Genomic DNA, 26,122 nt, shown 5'->3' on the forward strand with positions numbered 1-26,122 from the left:
TTACGGCCAGCCTGGCAGGTCCGGGGTGAGTCCGATGCCGGGTTGGGCGGACGTGGGGGTTTCGACGTAGCCGTAGAGCACGGTGACCCGGGGATCGGACTGGTCGTAGCCGGTGATCACGTAGCGCGTGCCGCGCGCAAGCAGGAGTTCGTTCTGATGCGCGAAATCCTGGTCACCGTCCTGCCCGATATAGACCCCATGTGCGCCCGGCGGCACCACGAGCTCCATGCGGAAATTGGTGTCGTGCATCAGATCCGTGAGATCGGCACCGACCGAGGTGGACAGATAGGCCGGTTCCTGCTGGGGGACGTTGAGCAGCAGGGAGAGGTCCGACTGTCGATGCATGGTGTTGCCGTACTGGTCTACCAGGAAGTCGATGTCTTGGATCGAGCGGACGACTCGGATCGGTTCGGTCAGTGGCAGCGGCCGGTCGGTCGCCTGATCCAGCAGCTCGATCTGCAGGCGGATGACGTCGGCGTGGAACGGCACGCCGAAATGCCGCTGGCTGAAATCGTCGAAGTTGCGGCAGATCTCGGCGTCGGTCCGGATGTCCTGCCAGTAGGCGTCCGGCCGGTCATGCGCCAGAACAGTGTTCAGCGCGTCCAGTTCCAGCGTTTCGTCTGCGCTGCGACCGGTGCCGCTGTCCAATTCGTTGTGGCGATTCAGCAGCATCGCGAGGTCAAGAGCGGTGCCGCGCGGATTCACCCGCGCAGCGAGCTCGGCGTTCCGCCGGATTTTTTCGCAGGAGCGGTCGAAAGCCGCCTCATCCTGATAGAGCCGCAGTTTGTTGTTGGCCAGCGGCCACTCCTGATACGAGCGCAGCACGGCTTTCAGCTCGCCTGGTAGTTCGTCCCAGATACGGAGCCGGAGGGAAGCGAAAACGGCACCGGCGTAATCAGTGTCGAATACGTGTACACCGTCGTACGCCCCGGGCGCCTGGGGGGCGAACGCCGGGTCTGCGGTGTCGCCGGTCAGCATGACCTGCGGGTGCGTGCTGTCGCCGGGCAGCAGAACCTGCGACTCCCCGGATTCGGCGGACAGCGCATTCACCGTCCGGGCGCGTTCTTGAAACGCGGGGTCCAGCAGGTGAGCGCCGAAGTAGGTGTCGTCGCCTTCGGGTTCGAACGTCGGTGTGGGAGGCACGGGGTTGTCGGTCGGAGACGGTCCCGGGGTGAGTCCGATGCCGGGTTCGGAGGCCATGGGGGGTTCGATGTAGCCGTAGAGCACGGTGACCCGGGGATCGGGCTGGTCGTAGCCGGTGATCACATAGCGCGTGCCGCGCGCCAGCAGGAGTTCGTTCTGGTCGGCAAATCTTTCGACGCCGTCCTCGCCGATATAGACCCCGCGTGCACCGGGCCGCACCACGAGTTTCAGGCAGAAATTCGTGGGGTTGGTGAGATCGGCGGGCTCGGCCGCTACCGAGGTGGACATGAAGCCGAGTTCCTGCTGGGGAACGTTGAGTAGCAGGGAGAGGTCCGACTGCCCATGCATCGTATTGCCCTGCTGATCGATGACCATGAAGTCGATCCCTCGGAGCGAGCGGACCACCTGAATCGATTCCGTCAGTGGCAGTGGCTGGTTGGTCGCCAGCTCGAGGTGCTTGATTTGCGCACGGATGACGTCGGCTCCCATGGGCTTACCGAAATGCCGCTGGCTGAAATCGTCGAAGACGCGGGCGAGGTCGGCGTTCGTTCGAATCTCTTCCCAATAGGCCTCCGGACGGGGACTCGACAGAATGGCGAGCAGGTCCACCAGCTCCAGCGTTTCGTCGTAGCTTTGTTCGGACCGGCCGTTCAGGCTGGCATAGCGTAGCCGCAACGCCGCGAGATCCGGCGTTGTATCGTGCGCCCTGGTCACTCGTTCCGCGGTTTCGGCGTTCCGCCGGAGTTTTTCGCAGGTTTCGTCGAAGGCAGCTTCTTCGGCGTAGATCCGCAGTTTATTGTTGACCAGCGGCCACTCCTGGTACCCACGCAACGCAGCCTGCTGCTCGGCGGGCAGATGGGGCCAGATGCGTAGCCGAAGGAACCCGTAAACGGCACCCGCGTAGTCCGTGTCGAATACGCGTACACCATCGAACGGGCCGGGCGGCTCGGGGGCGAACGCCGGTTCCGCGGTGTCGCTGGACAGTGTGATCTGCGGGAGCGTGGTGGCGTCGGACGGTGCTGTGGGACCGAGGTCGGCGGGTCCGGTCGGTGGTGGGGCGTGGACACCGCCGGGTGCGGGTGCTGTGCCGGTGCCCGCCTGGACGAGGTTGTCCGGCCCGTACAGCCCGAACGCGCCGGGACCGCCGATCGCGACGACGTCGAACAGCGGTATATGGGTGAGGGCGACGGCGATGATGCCGCCGCGAAGGGGGGTGGCGGTGTCGGGTGGGTCTGTGCGTGCGGGATCGTCGGGCTGCCATGTCGTGCTGCCTGGGGCTTTACGGTGTTTCTTGCCGTTCGGTTCGGTCCAGAGCTGGAGACCGTCCGGTGTTTCCCAAATATTGCCCAGGTGGGTGGACCACTGCTGTGCGCCATTGGTGTATCGGACATGCCGGGATCCTTGCGGGGTGATTCGATAAACAGTTCCGTCTGGGTCTTCGCGGGATTCGAATTCGCGGTGCGTGGTGCCGTCGGGGTCACGGCGGTATCGGATGCGGTAGGTGGTGTTGTCGGGGTCGCGGCGGACGTAGGTGGCGTAGGTCCGGTTGTCAGGGTCGCGGCGGATACTGCCGGGGTCGATGATGTAGCCCGATCCTCCTGGGGCGAGGCGGTATTCGATGCCTTCCATCGGCTTGGGGTAGGCGCCGTTGTGGTCGTGTGGGTTTTCGAGTAGGAGCCCGATCGGCTTGCCGTTGGCGTCACGGATGACTTCGAGTAGCGCGTACGCGTGGCCGCCGATCAGGCCGGGCACCAAGGCCCTATCGCCGTGATCCTGCCCGAACTTGGCAGTGCCGATCGTGACCGTGGTGTTGCGCCTCCCCAGCCAGCCGAGCCGTTCCGCGATCACCTCGGCGAACCGGTAGTTCCGGTCGTCCTTGTCGAGCAGCCGCTTTTCGGCGGGTCCGTCGTACATCGCGTCGAAGTAGGTGGCCAGGATGTTCTTCTCGGTTGCCCACCGCCCCGGGAACTTCTGGTCGAGGTATTTGCGGAAGCCGACGGACGTCGTGGGGTCTTCGGTCCGCTTGAACTTGGCCCACGCGGTCCGGCGGGCGGCGGCGTCCTTGGGGTGGGCGGTTTCGATGGCCTTGTCCGTGGCACGGTACAGCGCGTCGTAGTGCGGCTGGATGTTGTCGAGGGCGCCGACGAGGCTACGGTGGAATTCGGGGTCGCCGCCCACCATCTCATACATGGTTTCGGTGTCGAGGCGCAGTGCGTGGAAACAATCGAGGACAACGCGGGACGGTTGTGGCAATGCGCCGCCAGCGGGGTGGTAGGAGCCCACGTCGAGGTAGGCGAAGACATCCATCTTGGCCATGGCTGACACGTTGCTCACGTGGTAGCCGTCGCTACCGCCGAGCCGCTGCGCGAGGGCTTTGACGATCATCGAGGTCCACAGTGGTTGTCCGGGTTCGTGGCCGACGACGTATCCATGGTGGGTACCGGTCACGCGGATGCTTTTCCGGACGGGGACCCATTCGATCTTGTTGCCGATCAGGAGACGGACATACATGATGCCGGAGCCGTCACGGTGGTCGCACAGCACCTCCCGGATCGACTGCGGTTCGCGGTGCGCTTTCTCCTTGAGCGGCGCGATCAGGGAGCAATTGCCGATCGTCCCCTGCCGCGCGTCTCGTGGATGTGGCAGGCCGCTCGGACCGTACAATTCTTCGTCGGGGAGATCGTCGAGGGTCGGCGTCGCGGACAGTATGTTGTGCGGGGCTTCGACGGCCAGCCAGTCCGAATTCCTCGGGTTCTTGATGAACCGCCGCGTTGGGTGGGGCATGGTGACGAGTCCGGCGCCGTATGGAACTCGGATGTCGTCGTGATTCTGGTGGCGGTCAACGCCGAAGATGCGGATTTCGCCCTTCACGCTCCACGATATGGGGCGATAGACGTTGAATGTGTTGGGCGGGTAATTGAAATCGTCGAGCATTTTCGCGGATACCGAGAACTGTTGGCCGCTCGTGTTCGCCAATTCGTAATAGCTGTGCCCGGATGGCAGGACCGTCAACTTCGCGTACGCGCTGCCGGTCGCGGGTAGCACGAGAACTGCGCCGCCCCCATTGACGAGGGTGAGAGTGTTGTCGGGATCCTTGGTGCGCCCGGCTGTGATCGTGACAGGAATGGTTGGGAAGAGTTCGGCTTCCTTCTCCGGGGTGAGGGTTTTCAGGAATTCCTGATGCTCGGCGAGTGTGGGCGGTTCGAGGTTGGTGCGGACGAACGAGGTTCGCTCGGGTTTGGTGGTGTGATGTTCGTACTGTTCGGACTGGAGGTAGTTCAGCAGGTGGTCGCCGAAGTAGGTGTCATCTCTTTCAGGTCCGAATGGCAGCGCGTGGCCTGCCAGGACATCGTCACCCTCGACTGTCTCGTCGGGGCCGGGCTCGAACCCGCGACCTGTCGGTGTGCTGCTGTCCGTCGTCCGGACGACGGACCCATCGGTCTGCGTCGTTGCGGGAGTTGTTGTGCTGCGGCGTGCTCGGGTGCTCGGCGCGGTTCGATCCGGGATTGCCCTGGTACCAGGGTTGGCCTCGGAGGGATCCCGGCTGGAGGCGGGCCCGCGTCCCGGCGGTCCGCGCGTCGCGTCTCCCGCGCCGTCGCGGCCGAGGGTGAGCACGGTCGCGTGATCGGTTCGGGTTCGGGTGGTTTCGGTCTGGAATCGTGCGACGCGGGATATTGCAGGCGCCAGCGATCCGAACGACGCGTTCTCGGTCTCCTGCCGATGAATGGTTGTCGCGGTGTCCACCGGCCCGAACGCGATCGTCACGCGGCCGCGGCGGCGCTGCAGGTTCTGGTCGAACGACAGCAACCGCACCTCGGGTTCCGCGACACCCGAGCGTCGTGCCGCTATCGCCGCTTCGAGATCCGCGGTATGCAGCGCTGCCAGGGTGGTCTCGAGATTGTGCAAGCGGCGTTGCAGGGAGGCGAACCGTGCGATGGTATCGGCGCCTTCCTTCATGCGCGCGATCTCGAGCAGAATGTATTTGCGGTTCAAGGTGTTTCGCACCGTGGCGGGGATGCCGTCGCCATTGCGGAGACCGGGGTAGGCGGCGAGCAGCGGCGCTTGGTAACCCGGTGCCAGATCCGCGAAACGCAGGGCCTGCCACCACTCGCGGCCGTGCTGTTCCCACCAGGTAGCCCGGTCGCCGGCGGAACCCTCGACGGAGCGCAGGGTGTCGGATGGTGGCGCCGGTCTGATGTGATCGCCGGGACCGGTGGGCTCGGGATGGGCGAATGTCTTGTCCTGCTCCGTTCTCGAGATCCGTCCGGTGCGTAGCTGTTGACGCCAGCGGCCCAGTTCGAACTGTTCCTGGAAGAACGGCTCGCGTGCGGCCCGCACTACCTCGCGTACCGCCGGGTCCTGCCCGGTGGACGCGTGCTCGATGCGGTCCAGCGCCGCTTCCGTGGCGTTGGCGAATAGCTGCCGGTGCGTGACCTCGGTCTGTTGGCGCTTCAGCTCGCCGACCCGATCACGGTAGCGCCCGTCCTCATCGGTCCGGGTGAAGCCGGAGGCGAGCGTAAGGCCTTGGCGGCGTAGCCAATCCAGTGCGAGATCGTTGAGCTCCGGGCGAGGCGGGCCCATGCGGTCGTCGTCGGACCAGTCGACCAGCCGGCCATCGACCACACTCAGCACGCCGGTGGCGGTGGTGACACGCTCGCCAAGAAAGGACACGTGTTGAATTCGGCCGCTCGGCTCGGTCGCGGCGGCATAGAGATTGCCGAACTCGTCCATGGCGAACAGCACATCGCGGTGGCCCTCCGGTGCGTCCTCGGCCTCGGTCGTGTCGAACCGCCGCCCGTCGCTGGCCCGGTACAGCCTCCCGTCCTCGCCGATGAACAGCCGATGCGACTCGAGTTCCACGGCGTCCAGATAATGGACCGGGCGGGTGAAACCAGGCTCGGAAATCTTGCTCGCGACCGTGCCGACGAGTAGCGGTGTATGCGGCGCGGTCAGTGCACGGTGCAGCGGCGCCGGGATCTGGTCCATGGGTACGCGGCCGGTAGGTGTGCTGAGTTCGTCCCACAGCCGCTGCTGCGGCCACACCGTGAAGGGATCGCCGGTGGCGGTGACGCCGATCTCGGCTCGACCATCGGAGGTGCGCCGCAGGAATACCGTCAACCGGTCCGGGGACTCGATGATCTCGCGTACCTGACCGTCCGGGTGCACGCTGACGAAGTTCACACCGTAGGTATCCGAGATCAATCGCAGCAATTCGTCACCGGCATCGAAATCCGGTGAATTCCATTGCGCGGCAGGATCGACCATGACCCAATACGCGCTCGACCGCCAGCGATCGAAATCGCGCCGTTCCCGCAGCTCTTCCTGCCAGTCCAAGTCGTCGATCTCGCCGTCCGCCCGGCTTTCGTCGACCTCTTCGCGGCGGTCGCGTTCTACCACCACTTCCTCGAGGAGGTGGTCCATGATGCGCTCGCGGATACTTCCGATTTCGGCGACCTCGAATATTTGGGCAAAGACGGCGAACCCCGGATCGCCGGTGGTCGGCACCGGCTCCCAGCGCGATGGCATGGGCTGCGCAGGCCGGTCCACCGCGGGCGGGCGTGCTACGGCCGTGGTCTCGGATAGGTCGGAGGTGACTGTTTCGCCGCCCTGCGCCAGTTGCCGCAGCAGGTCCTCACCGTAATAGGTAGCCGGGGGGAAAATGCCGGGGATTTCGGGTCGCTCGACTCGGATAGCCTCGACATCCAGCCTGGTCACCAGCTCTTGCAGCGCCTCGACATCCAGTTCGTGTGCCCGGTCGGGGCGCGATCCGTCGATACTGCGAGCGACCAACCGGAGTCGGCGGTCGTCGGCGACCGTGACTGTCGTGTCGAACAGTGCGTCCTGGAAACCGATCGTCGTGCCAGGCGGGAAATGTCGCCAGTTGAGTTGATGGTGCGACGCGGTTCGATAGATCTTGAAAGGCCAGGTAGGTGTCGGACCGTTGGCGAGGATACGTTTTGCACGGGCGAGAGCTGCGCGTCGGGTGCGCGCCTCGGTTGTCGCATCGCGCTGTTCGAACTGTTCGTTCTTCGAATAGAAGATCCGCTGGAAGTCGTCGGCGAACCGCAGGCCCTGCGTCTCCAGGAAGGCGAGGGCATAGTCGTTCGTCTGCTCATCGGGCCAGTAGTGCCCGCTGCTGTCGACGATCCGGGTAACTATTCCATCCTGTGCCGAGATGGCGCCCGCAGCGGTGACGGTCCGGCCGCCGAGGAAAGACGAATGCTGGATCAGGCCTCTGGTTTTGTCGGCGGCGTACAGATTGCCGAACTCGTCCATGACGAAAATTGTTTTACGTTCGATGAGGTCTTTCTCGTTCCGCTCAGAATTGAACAGCGACCCGTCGCGAGCATGCCGGAGCCTGCCGTCCCGGTCCACGAAGAGCCGATGGGCTTCGCGCTCCACATCGTCCATGTAGTGGACTGGCGTTGGATCGCGGATATTCTCCCGAGTCAAGTGTTCCGACGTGATATTCCGGCCCGCTAGTTTCGGTTTCGGGACTGTTCGGTGTCGTATCCAATGCGTCCTCCTCCGCCTTCTCCTTATTATCGTTGCGGGCTTCGGCGCTCGCGCTGACGCCGGTCGCAGATCTGACATATAGAATCGCCGTATAGCAGCACCTTCCAGGAGAGATTCAGGTCCGCCTGCAAGCATCGTGGTGTGGGGTGCGGGGATCTGCTCTCTCGGTAGGGTCGTCGCACCGGCCCGGGCTGGTGAGGGAAAGTCTGGTTTGACGGCGGCGGCGAAATGTCCAGTGGCCGTGACACCGATCTCGTAGCCCGTGGTAGACAAGTGCCGCAGGAAGAGTTTCGGTGTTTTCGGGTTGTTTATCATTTCTGTGCGCGGCTCGTCGGTCGGCGAGAAGAAGAAGTTCAGGGCATAGCTCTCGGCCGCTGCGGAGAGCTCGGACGTTATGCCATCCGATTCCATCTTCTGGTGGGTTTGATTCCGCACGACGTCGGCCTCGAGTCCGAGAATGTAGGCCAGCGTCGGAAACAGGTTCTCCGGCCCGCTGGACGGCACGCGATACCAGTCGACGGGCGTCGGCGGCGTGACCCGGACATGCCGGGTCCCGTACTCGCCGAGCCGGCGTTCGAATTCCGCTCGGCTGATGATTTCCTGCGGGGCCGGTGGTAGATCACCTGCGGTATGCGGCTCGCGGACAGCCAGATTCCCGTCCCTGCGCACGACGGCGACCCGGGGCAGGTCGCCGTCGCGGAAATGTATCTCGGTTTCGGTGTCCAAGGTGTTTTCGGTCAGCACCTGGCTCAGGTCGGAGATATCGAGGACCTGGTCGGTGTCGGAGGGGCTCGCGCCGATGCCGATGTTGCCGAGGATCTCGGCGCTGCGCTCATGGTGGGTGTCGGCGCCGCCGCGGAGGGGTTTGGTGGAGGGTTTGGTGGGTGTGGTGGTGTGGGTGGTGATGGGTTGGCCGTGGGGGTGGATGGCGACGTGGTAGTGGCCGTCGCCGGTGTTTTCGCGGAACAGGGTGTAGGTGGGGGTGCCCGGGGTGCCGTGTTGGAGGTGGTGGGTGGTGCGGTCGGGGTGCTGGATGTCGAGGTTGAGTTGGAGGGTGCGGGCGAGTTCGGGGAGGAGGAGTTCGGCGGCGTGGTCGGCGTATTGGGCGTTGAGGAGGAGTTTTTGGAGTTTGGAGGGGGTGGCGTCGCGGAGTCGTTGGTAGGTGGTGTCGCGGTGTTGCTGGTAGGTGTTGTGGCGGTCGGTTTCGGGGAGGTCGGGGTGGAAGTCGGTGGGTGGGTTGCCGGGCATGAAGTGTTCGGGTGGGGTGGGGGAGGTGTAGTCGTGGAGGGTGGTGGTGCGGGTTTGGTAGGCGGTTTCCACTGCGTGGGCGCGTAGGTCTATGTGTGCGTCGGGGTCGTTCATGCCGGTGATGCGGGCGAGGGCGTGGAACATGCAGTTGCCGCCGCCTGGTTGTGATTCCCAGAGTCCGTTGTGGGGTGCGGGGATGTTGTCGATGTGGGTGCGTCGCGTGGGTGCGCTGGTGTGTTGGGTGGCACCGCCTCGGAGCGGGTGTGCACTGGCGAGGGCTTTGGTGCGGTCGTGCCGGGTGCTGCCGTCGACTGTGGTGTCGCGGCGCGGGCCTGCGCGGCGCTGCACCGTGACCCGGTCCGAATCCACCTGTTGGCTAATGGAATTCGCGACGGATTCGGGTGCGAAGACGTGGATCTGCCGCGCGGCGGGATGGGTGAGGGTGAAGTCGATGAGTGCTGCGCTCGGGTGATCGGTTGTGCCGGAGCTGGATTCTGGTGTGAGTGTGCCGGTGGCGGGCTCGTTGTCGATCCAGATCACCGTGGCGTGATCAGGGTGGGAGCGGACGGCTTTGGTGTGGTCCTGCGCTGCGTGGATTATCGCGTGTGCGGACGACGTGATGGCCGCGTTGGCCGGTATGTGCCAGTGCACCGTTGTTGCGGTATCGATGGTGCCCAAGCTGATCGCGACTCGTCCGCGTCTGCCCGTGTCGTCCTGGTCGAAGACGAGCAGATGGACTGCTGTCGGTCTGGCACTCACCTTCTGTGCGGTTGTTTCGATTTCCAGCCTGGTGGTGTGCAGGTAGGTGAGGGTGGCCGTGAGATTGCGCAGCTGGAGACGCTGGTTCGCGGGCAGCCGTTCGGAGGTGGCGGCGAGGGTTTGCAGGTGCTGGATTTCGAGCTGGAGGTATCGGGTGTTGAGGGTGTGCCGGACTGCCGCGGGCACGGCGTCGTTGGTGCGCAGGACGGGATAGTCGACGAGCAGACCACGTTGATAGCCGGGTGCGAGGTCGTCGAAATGCAGGTCGTTCCACCAGGATTTGCCGATATAGACCCACCAGTTGCCCACTGTGTGGACCGATGATCGGGTGCTGTCCAGTCCAGTGGGTAGTTGCGGCGGGATGAGCCGGTCGTCAGGTCCCCTGGGTTCCGGGTGCGCGAAGAGCTCGTCTCCCAGGTCGGGCTGGATGATCTCCCGCGCGAGCTCGCTTCGCCAGTGGTTCAACTGGTTCTGCCGGTTTTGTACAGACTCGCGCCGCAGCTGCCGTAGCAACGTATCGGCGTCGTGCGGTGAGCTGGGGCGCGTGTTCTCCTTGCGGGTCAGCGCGGCGTTCTCCGCGTCGAGCATGATCTGGCGCCGTTCCACCTCGGCGCGTTGACGGTCGAGTTCGCCGAAGCGCGCACGGGGCGCTTCGTCGAAGGTGTATCGGGTGAAGTTCTCGGCAGGCCGCAGACCTTGGCGCCGGAGGGTGTCGAGCGCATAGTCGTTGACCAAGAGAATGTCGCGGGCGTACGCAATGTCGGAAGCGTCGGCGTCGGTGGGAAGGCGGTAGTGACCGGTGTGGTCGCTCATGGCGGTGAGCTCGCCCTCGCGCGCGGCGATGGTGCCGCCGCCGCTGACAATGGCCCCGCGACGGAACGACGAGTGGTGGACCAGGCCGATCTCCTTGATACCGGCATAGAGATTGGCGAACTCGTCCATGACAAAGATCGCGCGACCGCCCTCCGTCGACGGCTCGGTAGCGAGGCTGGTGGTATCGAAGAGACGGCCGTCGACGGCCCGGAACAATCGGCCGCCGGGGCCGACGAACAGCCGATGGTCCTCGAGCTCATCGAGGCTCAGGTACCGCACCGGGGTGTGATAGTTCAGTCCATTCAGTTCATCGAGCGTTCGTGCGTTTTCGATGGGCCCGACCGTGGATTTGATCTCGATCGGCCGAGGCTCGGTATGGTATTTCTTGCGGATGGCCGCGCCGTCGAGGAGCGGGATGTACCGCGAGGCGAGCACCCGGTCCAACGGTCTCGGGATCTCCGCCCGGGGAACTACCAGGCCGTTCGTCGAACTGAGCGACGGCAATGGCCGGATACGTGTCCGCTCCGCATACAGGTTGCCGTTTTCGGTGACGCCGATCGCATAGTGGCTGGCCTGGCCGTCCTGGTAGAGCAGGTACACACGCGGGTCGCCCTGCGAAGGGCTGAATTCGATCTCGCCGCCGTGCTCATGCACGACAGTGACGTTGACTCCGTACGCTTTCGCGACCAGGCCCAGGAACTTGTGCTTGCCGAACGGCAGCCATGACTCCAGTGCGGCCCTGGGGTTTTCAAGCATCGCTCGTTGCCCGGCCACCAGGCGGTCGAAATTCTGCCGACTCATCGATGCGTTCTGCCATTGCGCGTCGCTGACCCGTCCCTGCTGCCATTCCTGCTCGATATTGCTGAGGCGCTTGTCCTCTTCCTCGGTTATGCGGTCCAGATACTCTCTGATCTGATCGTGCACGTCCGCTGGTCCGCGTACATTCATGACCCGCGCCATGGCAGCGGAGGTGGGGTCGGCGGGATGTTCCACCGGTATCCAGCGCAAGGTGGACACGATGTCCGAACCGTCGGCACTGCCGCTGTTCGACCGCGAGTCGCCGCTGGAATCGATGCCATCGTCGGTGCGGTCGCCTGTGGACGAGCTGCGTTCGGAGTTGTCGTGGTCGCCTGTGGACGAGCTGCGCTCGGAGTTGTCGTGGTCGCTGCGCTCATCGTCGGAGTTCGTGTCGCTGCTATCGTCGCGCTCGCTGTCGGATTCATCGTCGCTCGACCGGGCCTGGCCGCTGGATTCGTTGCTGTCGTGTGCGGTGGCGGCGGGCTCCTCCGTGCGGCCGAGGCGCGATGTGGTTGGTACGACGCGGCCGTAGAGCACGGTGACGTCGGGGTCGGACTGGTCGTATCCGGTGATTACGTACAACGTGTCGCGCGCTAACAGAAGTTCGTTCTGATCGGCGAAGTTTCTGTCGCCGTCCGGACCGATGTAGACCCCTCGCGTGCCAGGCGGCGCCACGAGCTCCAAGCGGAACTTGGTGTCGTGGATGAGATCCCCGAGCTCGGCGGCCACCGAGGTGGACGTGAAGCCAGGTTCCCGTTGCGGAACGGTGAGCAGCCGGGAGAGATCCGACTGCCCTTTCATGGTGTTGCCGTGCTGGTCGATGGCCATGAAGTCGATGTTGTCGAGAGCGCGAACGACGCGGATCGGCTCGGTCAGCGGCAACGGCTGTTCGGTTGCCCGGTCGAGCAGTTCGATGTGCCGTTGGTTGGCGTCGGCATCGGCGGGAGCAGCGAAAGCGGCTGCGTCCGGGCGGATCCGCAGTGCGTTGTTGGCCCTCGGCCACTGCTGGTATGCGCGCAGCGCCTCTTGCACCTCGGTCGGTAGCTGGTCCCAGGTGCGTAGATGGAGGAAGGCGTACGCGCCAGCGGCGGTGTTGGTGTCGAACACCCGTACGCCGTCGAAATGGTTGTGCCGCTCGTTGATTTGTGTGCGGTCGGGGTGGCTTGGTTCGGTGTGGGAGGTGGTTTGTTGTTCGGCGGCGCCGCGCAGCGGTTCAGTGGATTGGGTGGTGGTGTCGACGGCCGGAAGGAGCACTACCTCCGCGTGCAGGACAGGCATGCGGCTGGCGTGGCGCTCGATCCGGGTGATCCGATAGCGGGTATTGCGGGGCAGCACGAGTTCGCGCTTATAGCGGTCCCGGGCATCGCTGCCGATGTAGACGCCCCGCACGCCGGGCGGCACGGTCAATGCCAGCCGGTACTTCATCCTGTCGGGCAGGTGGACGACCCGGGAGGTGAACGAGGTGGACATATAGCCGGGTTCCTCTTGGAGGACGCCGATCAGCAGATCGGGGTCACGTTTGCCCAGGGGTTTGCCGTCCGCGGTGATCAAGAAATCGATGGAGACCAGGCTGCGGGTGACGTGAACCTTTCCGTCCAATCGCAGCTGCGGGCTCGTCGCCAGGTCGAGCACTCTGATGTGCTCCTGGAGCGAACTCGCTTCGAGCCGCTGGGCGGCGTCGGCGCCGAAATGCTCGCGGAACAACTCCTCGATGTCGGCGTCGGATCGGATCTGTTCCCACCGGGTACCAGGCTCGGCGTCGGGCAGCAGTGTGCTCGGCACCGCCAATTGCTGCTCCATGGGGTGGAAATGCGAAAGTCCGGCGCTCTGCAATTCTTGCTGGCGGGCCTGCCACAGCTCGGCGCTCTCGGTGAGATGGTCGAGCCACCGTCCGAGTCCGGACGATCCGCCCCACCGCAGCGCAAGGTTGATCAGCGCGGACTCCTCGAAGGTGAGCAGTGCCTCTATCACGTCGTCAGGTAGTTCGTCCCATGTCCGCAGGACTTGGTGCGCGAAATTCTGGCGAGTGGCCTCGTCACTGAAATAGCGCACGCCGCCGACGAGTCGACCCTGATCAGGCAGGATGGACGCTGCCGAAGCGATGGACGCTGCCGAATCGATCGAATCCAGGGATGCCCTTCGACTACTGCCGCCCGGGACGTAGCGAGCACTGGCGGGAGCGGACTCAGACGGTACGACCTCCGCCATGACGCGCCCGTCCGCGGATACACCGGTGATATGGACGACTGTGTCGCGCGGTAGCAGCACCTTCGGGCGTGCGAGGTCGCCGAACAACAGTCCAGCCGTCCCAGCGGGCAGGATCAACTCGACCTGGGGCTGTATTGCCGATGACGATCCTCCGAGTACCTCGGTGGTAGCAAAGGTTTGGATCAGGACCTCGGAACCCGCCTCTCCCAGCATCGTCAACTGCTGTGCGGTCAGGCTGTGATCGGCCCGCACCCGTAAGGGGGTGGTGATGGGCAGTCGCGCCGCGGTGATCTCATCCAATATCCGGATCTGCGAGCGGACTTCTTCGATGCTGAACGTCGCGTTCAGATGGGTGCCGAAGTGGTCGTTCAATATGTGATATCTGCGGGAGGCGTCCACCAGGCTCTGCCATAGCGCGTGCGGATCGTCGGAGGCGAGAATCTCGCGCACCCCGTCCACCGCGTACGGCGGGTCCTCGGCTTCTGTCAGTTCGTCGAGTTTCGATTCGAGATCGTCGAACGCGGGTGGTTCCTGCTCGGGCCACAGCGTCTCCATGCCCTCTTGCGCATCGACCATCTCATCCCAGTCCCGGACGAAACGGTCAGGATCGGCCAGGAAGTCGTTCACCGCATCGGGTTTGTCCGCGTGCCCGGCGACCGCTGTCCGTTGTTGTTGGCTCAGTTGGTCGAACCTGGCCGATTGACTGCGTGATCCGCCCGTCCGGCCGGGGCCGGCTGCGGTTGCACGGTCGTCTGGTGCGCCGATGCGGATGTTGCGTGGGAAATTCGGGTGTCCTCGGCCGTGCAGGCGCATAGGGCTCACTCGGCCTGTGGGGCTGTAGTGAACAGCGAAGAGACCGGCCGACTTGGCCGCATCGATGGGCCGGGGAGCTCGGCGTATGTGTTTGGGAGCGTTGGGGTCGCGGGTATCGATGTCGTGGACGACGATGACGCCGCGGTCATTGACCATCCGATAGGCGTGTGCGCCGATTCCGTTCGCGTTGACTTCGGGGTGCACGCTGACGACCAGTGCCTCGGCTCCGGGGCCGAGAAGGTCTAGTTGCTTGGCGATGCTGTGCTCGTCGGTGTGTTTGCGGAGTTTGCCGCCCGCGCGTTTTTCGGCTGTTCGCCGCGAGCGGCCGGGCAGAGGTTGGCGCAAGCGGTCGAGCAGCCTGTCGGTCCGGGATCGGTATTGCGGGCGGATGGCGGTGCTGCCGGTGTTGCGCTGGATGTCGGTCAGTGCGCGGTCGAAGCAGTCGTAGGGACCGTGCGTGGCGACACTCACGACCGCATGCGCCGCCGTGCCGTCACCGTGCGTGGGGGCCGTGGTCCGGAGTGACGTGGGAAGTATTGTGCCGCTATCTGTTTCGGGTACAAGCCGTCGGAGGGTGGCTCGGACGCCGCGGCGTGGAGCGTGCGCGGCTGGCGAAGTGTGCGGTGCCGCCTGAGAGGTCGTGGCGTCGCTGGTGGCGCGATCGCCCCTGATACGGGAGACGAAGCCCCGCAACCGTTCCCGCGTGCGAGGACGCCGTGCGGGTTGCTCGGGCGGAGTTTCGCCGGTGCGGATGAGTGCGCTGCCGTCGATGCCCGCGATGCTGAGGTCCCGGCGCGCGGTCGTGGATGTCGTTGTGCCGTTGCGAGGTTGGGATAGCGGCGCGAGGTCGTCGCCGGTGTGCGGCGTGTTGCTGATCGCGTCGTCGGATGCCGCGGGCGCGATGTCGCGCTGGTTCAGCTCATCGGTCCCGGATGTCTGTTCGTCCCTGGGCGCTCCGGAATCATCCGGCGTTGTTTCGGTGTGCCGCAGTGGTTCCGGATCGTGGACGCTGTCGGCCGAATCTCGGTCGTCGGTATCGATTGCGGACCCGGTGCGCTCCTGGATGGCCGGGACGATCGGGGTGGTCCGTCCATCCCCGGTCTGCTCGGATTCGCGCAGGGCGGATTCGTGGGATTGCGCGGTGCGCTCCGGATCGTTGCGGTAGATCGACGCGTCGTCGCTGCTGTGAACCGACTCGTCGGTATAGGGGTCAGGATCCGACTCGTCGTCGATGCGCAGTGCGGACCGGATGTCCGGCAGCTCGAGGCGAATCCGCGGACCGGTCGCAGAGATGCGCTCGGGCTCGGTCTGCTCAGGTTCGTGCGGGGATGGCTCGTGGGATCGTGAGAGGTCGTCCACATCGGTGCGGTTGACGGACCCGTCGGAACGGCGCGGAGTCGGGAAGCGGTCCGGAAGTGAAGCGGGCCTGCGGATATCCCGCGGGCGATCGACCGGGCTGGGCGGGGCGCGGGGTCCACTCGTCGGATCATCCTGGTGCGCAAGGTGCTCGGTCGCTGCCTGGTCGGCCTGCTCCCGCATCAGGGCATCGAGCATTTCCTGCTGCCGTTGCTGCGCCTGATCGATGTAGGCGGACTCCGCCTCGTGCGCCGGCGCCACCTCGGCCGAGATCGAAAGGTCCGGTGAGCCTGGTGTCTCGACCGGTTCGGCATCGGTGGCCGCCCGCTGCTCGGTTTCGGGCAGCGGTGCGGGCCGGAAGTCGTCCGTGTGATCGATCTGCGACGTCGTAAATGGATCCCAATACTCGGCGTCGGATTCGGCCGGTGCCGGGGAGCCCGCCAATGGGGGCAAGTTGCGGATCGGCGCTGCCGCAGCAGGTTTGGTGGTTGACCCGTCCGCATCGGACCAAGGCTCCACCGGGGTCTGCCCGTTCCGCCGCCGCTGGGCTTTCCAGTTTCCGGCCAGCACCGCCAGTGCAGGTCGGGTGGGCAGCTTCGTCGGGGGGAGGGGCGCCGCGTTGGGTTCGGTCGGTACGGCGAGGTAGAAATGGTTCCCGTAGGTCAGGGCTGTGGCGTTTGGTGCTTCGGTGGTTTCCGCACCGAGTATCACTGTCTGCGATCTGTAGTCCGGGCTGTTGAGGGCCAGGAAAAGCCCTCGTCGGCGCAGCGCGGCGCCCGCCGCTTCAGGTGCCAGATGGCTGACCGCGTTTCGCCAGACCCTCGGCCTCCTGATCGCTCGGACCTGCCGGTCGAACTCGGCGCGGAGTCGGCCGTCGTCCCGTAGCGCCCGCAGGGCTGCCAATTCGTCGGAGTCGAGAAGTCTTGCGCCAGGTGCTTTTTCGAGTACCGCGCCGACGAGGTTCGTGGATCGCGCGAGTGGTTCGGGTTTGTTGGGATCGAGAAGATCAACGTTACGTTCTGCTTCTTTTTCGAGTGCGTCGACGACGGCTATGAATTGCTCGAAGTGGTCTTCGGTCTCGGCGGTTCTCTCTACGCGTAGTTCGGGCTCGTTGGGTTCGAGAATTCCCGCGTTACGTTCTTCGTCTTCTCCGAATAGTGCCGCAACGATGATCGCCTGGAATTGCTCGAAGTAGCCGTCGGCATTCGTTTCGATCTCGGTGGCGATCTCATCGCGCAATTCGGCGATCCGTTGGTCCAGTATCGCCTGCGTCAGCGGCGGGTCGTTCGGGTAGACCACGCGCTCCAGCATGAGGGGCAGGCAATCACCGTCGTCGCGCATGGATTCCCAGACATGTCCCGCCGGTGCGGCGATGCCGTTCACAGTGGCCGACCGAGGGCCTTGCCACCGGACGCCGCGCGACGAATTATCCAGTGCCACATCGTTATCGGAACGGTTGGGCGGATCGGTGCGCTGCTCGGGTTTCGGGGCGGGCGCACTCGGCGGGGCTTTCGGCAGGATATCGACGGTGCGCCCGACGCTGTTGCCGACGGTCCAGGTGATGCCCTCGGGGCCGGTCAGCTTGATGAGCACGAAGGTGCGGATCCGATGGTTGTCCGATCCGCGGCCGTCTTTGTTCAATGATGTTGTGCCGTAACGGATGAGCATGCGGAGCTGATGGCCCATGCTGACCGACATACCGTGCCCCTTGGCTCCGCCGGCGTAGGGGAAGCCTGCGGGTGCGCCGCGGTTGCTGGCGTCCGAGACGGTGGGGATGCTGATGCCGAAGGTCGGCATGAAGGTGACGCCTTGGTCGGCACCGAACGCGAAATTCTCCGTCGCGACGCCCAAGGCGTCGATAGCGATTGCTCCGGTGGTCTCCTCGATCTCGTACGAGTAGTGGGTCACGACGGCGGTGATGTCGTCAACCCGCTGCCCCGGCGGATGCTTCAACGGGGTCGGCAGGGTGCCGTCGGTGCCGCCGGCGCCGCCGGCGCCGAGCAAGGCGGCGATGGCAGCGGGGCCGAGCACGGTGGGCCGGTTCTTCCTGGTCAGCGAGTTCAGGGCGATGACCGCGCTCTCGAAGGAATGCGTCCGGCGGTTGGCCTCGACGTCGGGGGCGACGGCGCGCATCGCTCGAGCGAGCTGATCGAATCCGTCGAACCAGTACATCTGGAACGGGTTGTTCGGTACCCAGGGCTCCACGAGCCGGGTGGGCAGGTCGGCGGGCATCTCCATCTCGATGGCCACACTGCCTTCGGGCGGGGCCGGGCGCGGGATCGACGGATCGGACCGGTAGACGTCGGGCGTGATGCGGCGGCCGGGGTCGATGCTCGGCTCGGTTCTGGTGTCGGCGGCGTGGAACTGGACGAGGTTGGTCGATTCCAGGGTGATCGATTTGGTGTAGATCGGGCGCCCCAAATCCGAGGTATCCAGTCCCCGAAGAACTACATCCGACGGCAGCCGGGCCAGTCCCTGAAGGGGCATCTTCTTCGGCAGTCGGGCGAGTCCCTGAACGGCTAATTTCGTCGGCAGTAGAGCGAGGTCCACCGCGCGGGTCGGCAGCGCTTTGGGTAGCAGCCACCACTCGATCTTGACCTCATAGAAGTAGAGAAGCTTGAAGAGCGCGGTGATATCACCGCGCACCCAGACGTCGTACGACCGGTTGGAGTCATGGGACCTGCCGCTTGTTCCAGTCCCACTGAGAGCGAAGCTGAACGTGGGGCGCACGCCAACTCCGGGTACTTGCCCGGCGGGGTTGGCGCTCCACTGGTCGCTTCCGGCGCGATTCGCCCCTACCTTGGTGGTACGGCCACCGAGCACATTGCCGTCGCCCGAGACGTCGTAGAAGGTGTTCTCCAAACCGACGCCCCCGGGAAGTTCTCTGCCGCGTTTCTTGTCGAGATCTTTGGTATCCGGACGCGCGGTGAAGGTGAGGTGGACCAGGCGTGAACCGAACCAAGAGCGGTGGACGAAGCTGAATGTGTTGCTGCCAGGGCCGATGGTGCGGGGATCGAAAACGTAAGTGTTGATGCCCATCAGCAGGCCCTCGAAGAAGTTGGCGGAGCTCGGTCGCGTGATGCCGGGCGCCACCGGTTCCAAGAGTTTCTCAAGTGCCTTCTTGAACCCGTCTCGGCCGGCCGCGAAGTTTGTACCGACGATTCTGCCGAACGAGATGACGCCGCCGCTCTCGACGAAAGTGCTCGGCAGATACAGTTTTTCCTCGTTCCGTTTGGCAATCTTGTGCACGCCGCTGGCTTCGACCAGTGCGGCCAGTTCGGGATGCAGCTGTAGATCCTTGTCGTGCGCCATGAATTCCGCCCGGCCCGGCGAATCGACGACAAGGGTGTTGTCACCGTAGGGCGCACGCTTGGCCATACCGAGGAGGTGCTGCACCCAGGTGGCGAAGTCGTTTGCCACACCGATGACGACGTTGCGGGTGCCCTTCTCGACAGTGATGACATGGACCAGGTCCCCGGTGAACCAGTAGGCCGGGCCGCCGGAGGTCGAGGTGACCCGGTTGGAGCCCAATGATTCGGCGGCACTGGAGCTTTTCGATCTGGCGAGGGTGTGCTGGTAAGTGCCGCCGGGAATGAAGCTGCCGTCGGCCTTCGCGCCTAAGCGTTCGGTCATGCTGATGCCGAACTGGTCGCTGTGCTGGGTGGAGCTGGCGGTGGCCACGTGGTTGCGTGAGGGGCTCCAGTTCTCGGAGTTGGTCTGCACTGATTTCGGCGACACCTTCAGGCGGGCGATATAGGTCTCGATACGTATCTGGATATTTTTGCCCGCGAGGATGCCCTCGGTACCACTGACCTCGATGTCGTCGGAGTTATGGGAACCATGCGCCAGCATGGCCAGCATCGCTTGCGGCGATATGGTGGTGTGAATGACCTGGTAGGGCCCTGACTCCGGATTCGTGGTGCGCGTCCCGAAGGCTTGGTCCCACGCCCACTTACCACCGGCGATGGCATGATTCATTGCCCAGTCGACCCAGCCGGTGCCTGTGTCGGTATCCGATTCGGGCGCGGCAGGTGCCGACTCCGCGCTGTGGAGTACGCCGGACGGATCCACGACGACGATGGTGGGGATTTCCGGCTCTGTCACTCGGCGGTTCCAGCGCGGTCGTTCGGCATTCTCGTCGGCTTCGACGGGGAATTCGCCGGGCATCCGTGTGCGGGTATCGGCAATGTCGGTTTCTGCTTCGGGTGCCCATTCCGCACTGCGCAGCACGCCGGACGGATCCACGACGACGATAGCGGGGATCTCCGGCACCTGGGTGTCAGACGGGCGGCGGTCGGTGTGCGGGGCCGGTGCTGCGGCAGGGGGGTTCCATTGCGGCAGTTCGGCATTCTCGTCGGGTTCGACGGGGAACGCGCCAGGAATCGTCTGCGTTTGAGCGGTGTCGGTCCCGTCGGTTCGGCCGGTGTCGGTTCCGACTCCGATTCGGTCGATAAGGCTGAGGATGGCCCGGCGGATCAGCGTGCTGCTGCCCGCATCGCGAATAATGGCGTCTTGGGGAAGTTTCCACTGCGGCGAGGTGAGGTTCTCGATGTCCTCAGGGTTGACTTTGCGGATGGTAGCGGGTGCGGGCGGAGCTGATTTGGCGGGCTTTTCGGACTCCGCGCGGTAGCTGGGGAGATTGATGCGGACAAAGCCGTCACTGCGCATCGGCTCCGGGCTGGTGCCGTGCCGGTAGGTGATCTCCATCCAATGGGCAACCGGAACAGTGAAGTTCTGCGCGCCCTCGCCAGCCGGGCTGATGAGCATGTTGTTCGCGCCGGTGTCGAAACCGTGCAACTCGCTCTCCGAGTGCTGGTACGCATGGATGGCACTCGGTGTGACACTAGCGAGCAGTTGGCTGTACTTCACGTCGAACGGATTGTTGATCGCGACATTACCGCCGCCATTCGGATTGACCCGCACTGTCGATTTTCCGGACTGCGTGCTGCTGGAAAAGGCGAAGCCGGCCGTGTTCTGTGTCTGGAACTTGGGCAGTATCCAATCATGCGATACGCCCTGGTGTGCGTCCTCCTTCGATTCGAGGTGGCGTTTGGTGACGAGCCGGATCGAAATGCGTTCGGTCCGGTACTTTCCCGGCTTTTCGAACCAGACGAGCGAACCTCCCTCGAGCTTCCTGGTCTGCTCGTCTACTTCGCCATCGATCATCTCCTGTAGGGCTGCCTTCAAGTTGAACTGGGCCCGCATCTGTTCGAAGGCGGCGATATTCGCATCACGCGCGGCGGCGAGCCCCTGCTGGGTGATCAGGTCCAGCACGCCCTGTTTATCGTGTTTGCTCGAGAAGAAGCCGTTATCGGACAGGAATTTTTCGGCCGCTACGAACAACGGCTCGGTGCCCCCGACCGTGACCGGGGTGGCGTCGGGGCCGAGTTGCTGCAGATGCAGGACCTTCGGTGGCAGGTACTGTCTCTCGTCGAGTTCCATGTCCAATTTCGGTTTGCGACCGAGGGCACCCCTCGGCGGTACCAGCGTGTTGACCGGATACGTCTTCCCTTTGGCCAGTGGGGTATTCGCAGCAGGCCCGAAGCGCTCGCCGTCTTGGACCAGGACGATGGTGACGGTCGCGCGTGGCGTCGTATGCAGCAGATCGTCATGGAGCCGCAGCGAGCGCACCGCCTGGGCTTTTCTGCCGTAACCGAGGGTCTGGCTGGATTGGTCGGAAACCCCACCGCGGAAGGTGATCTGGCCGCCGCGGCGCGAGTACCCGGATTCCTCGAACTCCTTACCCTGACTGAAACTGAAGCTGAACGCCGGGTGCGTGCCGAGTTCATTGGTGATCGTGGATTTACCCTGCACCCCCAATTCCCGGATGGTGTAGTTTTCGAGGCCGAAATTCGTATGAGTGGGGCCGGTGATTTCGGTACCACCGTCGAGGTCGACGCTCATCAGGAAAAATCCGAGCGATTCACCGGACGAAGTCTGCAAGCGCTGCGAGGCCATCGAACCGCCCTGCATCAACTTGATGTTGCCGAGGAAATTTTCTTCTTTGAGATAATCTCGCAAATCGTCGGCGGAGTCCTCGGAGATACCGGCGAGACGAGTGCGGAACCCCGCTATGACATCGCTGACCAGTTCCTCGTGGTTCGGACTGCTCAGCGGCGCGAAGAGGGGGACCTCTTCCAGCGAAGGATGCGAATCGTCGGCCCCTGGGTGCCATGCCGGGGGCATGGTGGCCGGATCCTCCTCGTTGACCACGGGCAGCTCAGTGCTGTCGGCCAGGAATTTCGGGATCCAGACAATCAGGCGGCCAGGCGTTTCCGCATCAATATCGTGCCAGACCCTGGCCGCGGTATCGGAGGACAGCAGATCCGGGTCTTCATCGCTGAGCTGGAACGTCATCGCGTAGTCGAACGGAATGGACGGGCCCTTGCTCGACATCTTGACCGTCGACTCGACCGAGGTGGTGGCCTCGACGTGCGTAGACAACTGGTCATATATCGTCGAGCCCTGCGGCGTGCCGTCCAGACTGCTCAATCCCGTTTCCGCCATCGGCGCTTTCAGGCCATAGGAACCAGACAGGGACCGCAGGTTGTGTTCGCTGACATTATTGCTGACGTGGGACCGACCACGCGAATAACGGAAAATGGCTACCGGCGGCCCATTAGCGGGATCGTTACGGTCCCCGACCAGCGCGAGTTGCTCCGGTGCCAGGCGGGCGCCGTCCAGACTCAGGCGTATCGCGACCCGATGGCGGCGGCCATTATGCGTCACGGTCAGCGACATGCCCGAATTGGTGAACAGCCGCGGCCACTCGGCGCTGAGCAGACGGGGCGTCAGCACCTGGCGAATCTCGGCTCGCAATTTCGCCTCTGGGCTGTCTCCGTTGGTTACATAACGGTAGATATCCTCGCCCAGTTGCCGCGCCGCCGATTGCGGGCCTTCTTTGCTCATGACATAGCGGTAGATCTGATCGCCGAGCCACTGCACCGTCGTCTCCGGAAGCGGCATGATCTCGACGAGCTCTTGGACGCCGGTATGACCCGAACCTAAATTCTGGGCGATGTAATTCGGTTCGATCGGTGCGTTGTTCCAGTCGGCATCGAACACCTTGCTCAGTGCTCCGAAATAGGTGTCACCCGCCGACGGCTCGAACCTCGGGGTCACCTGGCCTGGCTCGTCGAACAGGGCGGGCAGCAGATTATCTTCCGGGCCGTCGAACAGCGAAGCATTCACGCCGCGGTTGTTGTCGTTGAGTCCGATGCGGTGTGGCGTGTGTGGGGTGGGGGTGTGGTGATCGGTGGGTGGTGGGACGGGTTGGTTGGTGTGGTCGAGATAGATGACGTCGATTCTGGTGACGGTTTGTGTGATGTGGTGTGGGTAGGGGTGGGTGGTGCGGTTTGCGGGGTCGGTGATGGTGAGGTCGTGGGTGGTGTGGTTGTCGGGGAGTTTGTGGTTGTTGGTGATGAGGTAGGCGTGGGCACCGATGCGGTGTTTGTTGGTTTTGATGTAGTCGTCGGTGTAGTTGAGGACGACGAAGGCGTGGGTGGCGGGGCCTTCTCGGCGGAGGGTGGCGGCGATGACGTCGTGGTCGGGAACGGTGTGGAAGCGGGCGCCGGGGGGTAGTGCCTGTTCGATGTGGTGGTGGGTGACGCCGGCGGGGCCGCGGGGGAGGTGGTCGTGGTCGATGCGGGCGGAGTCGGGGGCGTGGGTGTCGAGATGGGTGAGTAGGGCTGGGCCGCAGTCGTTGTCATGTTCGCTGGCGCCGATATGGGTGGGGCGGGCGTGTGCTGCGCTGCCGTCAGGGGCAGGGCCGGGCTCCGACTGGCCGACTACCGCCAGTTTCTGGACCGGTGCCGGGCCGAGACCCATGAGTTTCTTCTGCGCGGATGTGCGCGACAGCGGGACGCCGGAGGGCGGTGGGATAATTTTGCCACCGGTCAGGGTGAAGAAGCTGGCTTGCACTGTCAGGATCTCGCGGCGCTGGAACTGTGGTGGATAGGGACCGATCTCCTTGAATGCCTCGTCCACCATAGTGATGATTCCGTCGGGCTTCGCTACCACATAGAACGAATGGGCGCCGATACCGTTCTCGTCGACCGGCCCCTTGTACTCCTCGACCACGTGAACCACCGCAGGACCCTGAGCACGAAGATGGTCCTCGACCCGAGCGTGGCTGCCATACTGATACAACGGTGCACCGAAATAGAACTCGGCTTCGGCGAATGTACGCCCACGCAGACCCGCCCGCTTAGCAGGAACGGTCATATCCGCACTACCCGTGACGCGCTTGACACCCGCCACCGACAGGTCGAAGCAGTTGTTGCGATTGTCCGGGATCGGTTGCGGCGCAGCTGTTGTCGCCGCACCGGGGAACTCGCCGATGTAGGGTTCCTGATCTGTCGCGATGCTGGTGGGGTGCTGGTGTGCGGTGCTGCCATCGGTCGCCGGTGCCAGGTTCAAGTGCACCTGCTCGGGGTCGAGGCCGCGGGCGCGGAACTGGGTTCGGACTTCGGCGGCGAAGTCGTCGAATGTCGCGTTGCGGTGCAGGTCGAGTGCGGTGAACAGTGCTTTGGCCCGAGTCATGCCGAAGGTGTTGTTGCGGGTTTCGGCGCCGAGGCCGACGCCGGAGAGCACCTGCTCGGACCCGGTCGGCACACCCCAGTGGAACAGGTCGGGGTAGCGGTTCTGATACTCCCGCAACCATGCGATCACCCGGTTCGCCGCGGCCTGGCCTCTGACTGAGACGACGATGCCGTCCACCCGCAGTTCCCGTGGGCCGAATGCTTTCACCACATAGACCCCTGGGAAGCGACCGGGGTCATCGAGGACATAGTGGACCAGGTGCCCGGTCACGGTGGAGCGCGCGGCGCCGGTCGCGTTCACATAGATATTGAATTTGGTGTCTTGGCTGGATGTGTTGCCGGGAATGTGGTCTCGGGCGAAATGCACAACCGGGATGTCTTCGGGCGCCCAATTGTGTGCGTTGTCCGGGGTGAGCACGCCCGCTTCCTCCATGTCGCCCTGCTGGGCCCGTCCGGGTGGGCGTTGGGCCAGGATCTGCACCATGTCGTCTTTGAACGCGGCCGTGTCCGCGGGCGAGTCTCCTGCCCCGAGGGTCAGATATGCCTCGTAGATCATGTTCTCGTCCGGGACGAAATCGCGGTCGTTCCAGAGGGTCTGCAGGAAGTTGTCCAGGTTCTCCCGGGACACCGTGGGGGGTTGGATTCCATTGTTCAGGTAAGTGTGTGACCGCAATTGCTGCAGGTCGTCGAACGACAGGTCGGGCCACCTGGTGCTCAGCGCGGTGTAGAGCTGGTTCAGCTGTAGGGGCTGGTCGAAGATGTCGCCGAATTGCGCGGCCGCGCGATCCACCACCGAATCGGGCCGATGCGTCGTGGGCGGTATCGCCGGCTGTCCGTTCGAGTGCGGTGATTGCGCCGGTGGTGGCCCCGTGACATCCGTCGGCTCGGGGCCGAGACCGATACGTGGCCCGTCGTCGTCGACTATGCCGGTCAGGTTCTGGAAGCCGTCGCGACCGGTACCGAAGTCCTGCTGCGCCAGGGCATCCGGCTGCGCGGCCGAATAGGCGTCGGCGGCGTCGAAGATCTTGTCCAGCGGACGGAAATATGGCTCGTCGACCGGCGGCTCGAACACCGATCGCCCGGCCACCCCGGATCGTCCGAACGTACTGGATCCGTTGCGCGACAATGAATCTGCTGAACCGTCGAAGGTCGACGTATTCGGCGGCGAAGGTCGAGTGGTTGTCGCGGAGCTGCCATCATTGCGGGTGCTGGTGATCTCCTGCGTCGGGGGTGGCGTCACCTCGGTCGGCGGCACCTTCCGGGCATCACCGGGAGCGTCGTCGTGAGTGTCGCTGTGCACATCGGTGTCGGTGGTGAAGTCGCTGTCGTAATGACTGCTGGTGTCGCTGTGCGTATCGCTGTCGTCGTTGGTGCTGCTGTCGTAGTGAGTGTTGTTGTCGCCGTGGGTATTCGCGCCATCGCCGGTATCGGTGTCGCGATGCATACCGGCATCGCCCGGAGTGTCGACGGAACCATCGTTACGATCCGGCTCCGGTGTAATGGTCTGCTGCTCCGGCAGCTGCGCCGCAGGCGGCGGCGCGGTGAAGTCCATCCCTGGCGGGGCCAGGGGAGTGGTGGGCTGCTGGCCCGGGGCAGGGGCAAGCACCGGCGGAGCGTTGGCTCGGTAGGTCCCGGGATGTTCGGACGACTGCAGCTGGTCTTCCATCGCATGTCGCAGTGCGGTTGCCAGGTCTTTCGGTCCGAGGTGGGGGGCGAGTAGTTGTTCTTCCGCGTGCTGTTGCAGCCGCGGTGTTGTCTCCTGCTCCAGCACCCGGACGGCCTCGGCGACTCGGTCGTTGGCGTTGTTGAGGGCTTCTTGTTTGCTCGCCGCCGAGGGATCGGCGTTGTACTCGGTGGCGGCGCGGTCTTGTTCGTCCTTCGCTTTCATGTACTGAGTGATCTCGCGGATGGCCTGCGCGTCCGCGATC

At 64.4% G+C, this 26,122-nt stretch carries 1 protein-coding gene (cut by a window edge); it reads right to left on the reverse strand.

Features of this window, described 5'->3' with window-relative positions:
* A protein-coding gene (locus tag ACIBCN_RS01610; RefSeq protein WP_396989516.1) for an ADP-ribosyltransferase crosses the window boundary here: on the reverse strand, positions 1-26,122 show its 3' portion. 5,504 nt of this gene lie beyond the right edge of the window; the window shows 26,122 of its 31,626 coding nt (coding positions 5,505-31,626); its start codon lies beyond the right edge, outside the window; its stop codon occupies positions 1-3.

The organism is Nocardia sp. NPDC051052 (genome assembly GCF_044456045.1).
Taxonomy (GTDB): Bacteria; Actinomycetota; Actinomycetes; order Mycobacteriales; family Mycobacteriaceae; genus Nocardia.